Origin of the sequence: Neptuniibacter sp. UBA6509, assembly GCA_002435145.1 — a bacterium.
Lineage (GTDB): Bacteria > Pseudomonadota > Gammaproteobacteria > Pseudomonadales > Balneatricaceae > Neptuniibacter.
The window spans coordinates 1-5,338 of record DJLT01000016.1 but is presented as its reverse complement, the minus strand read 5'-3'; the positions used below and the strand labels follow the sequence as shown (position 1 = coordinate 5,338).

3 protein-coding genes are annotated in these 5,338 nt (G+C 46.6%); all 3 read left to right on the top strand.

Annotated features, from left to right (window positions below; all coding sequences use genetic code 11):
• Positions 1-3,161, top strand: a 3,161-nt coding sequence (cobN, locus tag B4K11_RS02545; protein WP_292959214.1) for a cobaltochelatase subunit CobN, incomplete at its 5' end; no start/stop codon positions are given.
• 139 nt (positions 3,162-3,300) lie between these two features.
• Entirely contained in the window at positions 3,301-4,833 is a 1,533-nt protein-coding gene (locus B4K11_RS02540) for a cobyric acid synthase (RefSeq protein WP_292954656.1), read from the top strand.
• A partial coding sequence (locus tag B4K11_RS02535; protein WP_292959213.1) for a cobalamin biosynthesis protein occupies positions 4,830-5,338 on the top strand: 509 nt, incomplete at its 3' end. The genes B4K11_RS02540 and B4K11_RS02535, both read left to right, overlap by 4 nt.

Below are 5,338 nucleotides of genomic sequence, written 5' to 3'. Positions count from 1 at the left end.
GTTTGATTATTAACAGTACGGGGTTTGCGTCTAATACTGTGGCGAGCCCTGATCTGTGTTCACAGCCGAGTGAATTCTATTCGCCGTTTGTGCGCAAAGTGCCGGTACTTCAGTTAGTTTTATCCAGTAGCACAGAGCAAGATTGGCAAACCCATAAACAGGGCTTACGTAGTCGTGATATCGCTATGCAGGTGGTACTTCCTGAGATGGATGGCCGTGTACATACCCGCGCCCTTAGCTTTAAGAGCGAAGCGTATTACGATGAACTCAGTCAAGTCTCTGTAGTGCGTTACCAGCTACACGCCGAACGTGCTCGTTTTGTTGCCCAATTAGCGAAACGTTATACACAGCTGGCAACTAAGCCGAACAGTGAAAAACGTATCGCCATGATAATGGCGAACTACCCGACCAAAGATGGCCGTATTGGTAACGGTGTTGGTCTGGATACCCCGGCTTCTGCATTGAATATTTTGCAAGCTTTGAAAGAGGCGGGTTATCCATTACAAGCGCTGCCAGAGTCAGGCGATGCGTTAATTCAAGAACTGTTGGGTTCAGTAACGAACAACCCAAATACCTTACATCAGTTGCCTTGCTGGCAAAGTATCTCATTAGAGGATTATCAACGCTGTTTTAGCCGTTTGCCGCAAAGCTGTCAGCAAGCGGTGTTGGATCAGTGGGGTGGCCCTGAGGAAGATATTAAATATCGTCAGGGGCGTTTGATGTTATCGGGTATCCGTTTGGGTGAAACCTTTGTCGGCATTCAGCCTGCTCGTGGTTTTAATATTGATCTCGTCGCTAACTATCATGATCCCGATCTGATCCCTCCGCATAATTACTTAGCCTTCTATTTTTGGTTACGTGAGTGCTATCAAGTCGATGCTGTCATTCATGTAGGTAAGCATGGAAATCTAGAGTGGCTACCGGGTAAAGGCAGCGCGCTGTCTGATGAGTGTTGGCCGGATATCGCTTTAGGTCCTATGCCGCACTTCTACCCCTTTATTGTGAATGATCCAGGTGAGGGCGCGCAGGCAAAAAGACGTACCCAAGCGGTCATTATTGATCACCTTATGCCGCCGATGGCGCGAGCAGAAACCTATGGTGAGATGGCGGTATTAGAGGGGCTGGTGGATGAATATTATCAAGCGATGGGGATGGATGATAAGCGTCAGGAATGGCTGCGTGAAGAGATCCTGAAACAAGTCCAAAGCACACATCTGCTTGAAGAGCTGAATGGTTCTGATCCAACTGACGACGATGCGGTACTGAATGACTTAGATGCCTATCTCTGTGATATCAAAGAGGCGCAGATCCGTCATGGGTTACATATCTTAGGCGAACTGCCGAATACAGAAAAATTAGCCGACACGCTGGTGGCACTTTTACGTTTGCCCCGTGGAAGTGATGCCTGTAGCCAAGGCTTACTGCACAACTTAGTTGATGACCTGAATCTTAAAGGTGGAGAGGGTGATGGAGAGATAGATGGGGATAGAGAGCCTTTTGAGCCTTTAGACGCCGGTGCCAAAACATGGCAGGGTGCAAAACCAGATCTGCTAGACAAACTATCAACAAGTGATTGGCGAAGCGAGTCGGATACCCGTGAGCGCCTAGAGTTACTCGCGGTAGAGTTGATAACAGCGACGGTTCTTAACGCGCCATCTAGCTCGCTATCTAACTCTCCATCTAGATTAGCATCTAATTTACCACCTACAAAAGATGAGCTATCCGCTGTTTTAGAACAGCTCCCCCGCACCCAACAGCAGCTTAACTATGTTCGTAAGACGATATATAGAGCACTTCAGCAAAGTGCTGAGTTGGAAATTCAGTCTCTTTTAGACGGCTTAGGCGGTCTATTTGTTAATCCGGGTCCAAGTGGTGCGCCCACACGTGGCCGTTTAGATACTTTGCCAACTGGGCGTAATTTTTACTCTGTGGATAATCGCTCGATCCCTTCACCGGCGGCATGGGCGATTGGTGAGCGTTCCGCGCAAGCGCTGATCGAACGTCATCTTCAAGAGCATGGTGATTACCCACTTAACTTAGGTTTATCTGTCTGGGGTACTGCCACTATGAGAACCGGCGGTGACGATATAGCGCAAGCGTTTGCATTGATGGGGGTTCGCCCCATTTGGGCACCGGGCTCAAATCGTGTGGTTGATTTTGAGATTATTAGTTCGCAGCTTTTAGGTCGTCCTAGGGTGGATGTGACCTTGCGTGTTTCCGGTTTTTTCCGTGATGCCTTTCCTAATGTGATGCGTTTATATGATGCGGCAGTGCAAGCTATTGCTGAGTTTGATGAGCCGGGAACAGGCAATACCATTAAGCAGAATATTCTTAAGCGTCAGCAGCAGCTAATTGATGAGGGCTTATCCACAGAGTCAGCCAAGCGTCAGGCAAGTTACCGTGTGTTTGGTAGTAAACCGGGTGCTTATGGGGCGGGGTTGCAAGGTTTAATCGATGAGCGCTGTTGGGAACAAAAAAGCGATCTGGCAGAGGCTTATCTGAACTGGGGCGGTTATGCCTATACCGGGGCTTTTTCCTCCAGTGAAAGCACTTCAAATACAGCTGATGGTTCGGATTATGAAGATGATGGCGTCGCTGTTCCTGAAGCGTTCCAATATCAGTTATCTACATTAGAGGCGGTGGTGCAAAATCAGGATAACCGTGAGCACGACATCCTAGATTCAGATGATTATTACCAGTTTCAAGGCGGTATGAGTAATGCCGTAGAGATCTATAAAGGAGAAGCACCGCAGGTCTATCACAGCGATCATTCAAACCCTCAAAAGCCTAAAGTGCGCACACTGAAAGAAGAACTGAATCGGGTGATCCGTTCACGCCTTCTTAATCCAAAATGGATCTCTGCGATGCAAGAACACGGCTATAAGGGTGCTTTTGAGATGACCGCTAGTGTGGATTATCTATTTGCCTACGATGCGACAACAAATCTTATCGCTGACTATCAGTATGAGAAAGTCTCCGATGCTTTAGTGTTTGATCCGCAGAATCGCGCTTTTCTAGAACAGCATAATCCCCATGCATTAGAAGAGATGGCTGAGCGTTTGTTAGAAGCAAGCCAACGGGGATTGTGGCAGGAACCGGGCGAATATACAGAGCGCCTACAAAACCTGTTATTAGAGATAGATGAGCAACAGGAAGGTTAAATTATAAAGGTTCAGCAAGAAAGAGTAAGTAAGAATAATTGAGCCCGGAAGGCAAAAGTAGGAAATCAGCGGTTAGAGAAAATTCTGATCTGATACAGATTTAAATACGAACAAAGCACGCCTAATTGAAGAGAGATAGATGAGCCAGTTTAAAAGTCCACACACGCTAATGGTACAAGGCACGACATCAGATGCTGGAAAAAGCATTTTGGTGACAGCGCTGTGCCGTATTTTAGCGCGTCATCAGCTATCAGTAGCGCCTTTTAAGCCACAAAATATGGCGCTTAATAGTGCAGTGACGGCGGAAGGTGGAGAGATTGGTCGTGCTCAGGCGGTACAAGCTGAGGCCTGTTTTCTCACGCCATCGGTTGGGATGAATCCGGTATTGTTAAAACCCAACAGTGATATTGGTGCACAGGTTATTGTGAATGGCCAAGCGATTGGCAATATGAAAGCAACGGAATACCACGCATTTAAACCTAGCCTACTGACGGAAGTGGTTAAGAGTCATCAACAGTTACAGCAGCAATATACGGCGGTGATTGTTGAAGGGGCAGGCAGCCCTGCGGAGATTAACCTTCGTGAACATGATATCGCTAATATGGGATTTGCCGAAGAGATTGATTGCCCAGTGATCATTGTGGCTGATATTGATCGTGGTGGTGTCTTTGCGCATTTAGTGGGGACTTATGAATTATTGAGTGAGTCCGAAAAGTCGCGTGTGAAAGGGTTTGTGATTAACCGCTTTCGGGGTGATGTTTCTCTGTTACAACCGGGCAATGATTGGCTAACAGAGCGCACCGGTGTGCCGGTTCTAGCGGTGATTCCTTATATCACTAACTTACATATTGAAGCAGAAGATGCGGTTAATCAGCAGCAAAAATGTACCGACACTTATCAACAAGTGAAAGTTGCTGTTCCGCTTTATCCTCGGGCGAGTAACCATACTGATTTTGACGTATTACGTATGCATCCGCAGGTGGATTGCGAGTTTATAAAGGATAGCTCACAGTTTTCTGGGGCTGATTTGATTGTGTTGCCGGGCAGTAAAAATGTACGTGGCGATTTGGCATGGCTCCGTGAAAATGGCTGGGAGGATATCATCAAGCGTCATCTACGTTTAGGTGGCAAAGTGATAGGTATCTGCGGTGGTTATCAGATGTTAGGACAGTTTATTCATGACCCTGATCAGATTGAATCAAGTGCGGGGTCTAGTCGGGGTATTGGCTTACTGGATATAGAAACTACCCTAATGGAAAACAAGTGCTTACGAAATGTGACGGGCTTCTTATGTCATAGCACTCTTTTAAATAGTGCTCCTTTTAATAGTGATATTCAGGTGAAAGGTTATGAAATCCATGCGGGCGTGAGCCAAGGATCTGCATTGGATAATCCTTTGTTTCAGTTAGAGGATGAAGCTGGAAACTTGCAGCCTGAAGGCGTTAGAAGTGATGATGACGCAGTGCTTGGTACTTACCTTCACGGTGTGTTTGATCAGCCTGACCTGCTAGCAGAGTTACTAAAATGGGCGGGCTTAGATCAGCAGAAAGCATTTGATTATCCAGAATTTAGAGATCAACAGATTAATCGTTTAGCTGATGCTGTTGAAGAGGTGATGCCTGTGAGTGCGTTACTAAATTTATTGAAACTTGATGAGACTGTTTCAGCATGACTATCGCACTAAGCGTGTTGATCGCTTTGGTATTAGATTACTTTTTTAAAGAGCCTAAACGCTTCCATCCGTTGGTGGGTTTTGGCAATTGGGTCAGTATATTAGAGAAGAGATTACGCCAAGGTAGTCAAGACAAGCTCACTTTTCTACACAAAGTGGATACGAAACAGCTAGGCATGATGGCGTGGTGTATTGCTGTTATTCCTATCGTGATTGTTGGCTGGAGTGTTCAGTTTAGCCTTTCGCAATGGCCAATTGTATCTGCGATTTTCGGCGGGATCGTACTCTATCTGTGCATTGGCTGGCAGAGCTTATTGGGGCATGCACTGGCGATTGCTACGCCTCTGAAAGAGGGCAATATGGTAGATGCCCGTCAGGCTGTAGGAATGATTGTCAGCCGGGATACTTCAGAGTTAAGTGGAGAAGCGATCGCTTCGGCGGCGACAGAGTCTGTTCTAGAAAATGGGGCAGATGCTATTTATTCCGCTATTTTTTGGTTCTGTTT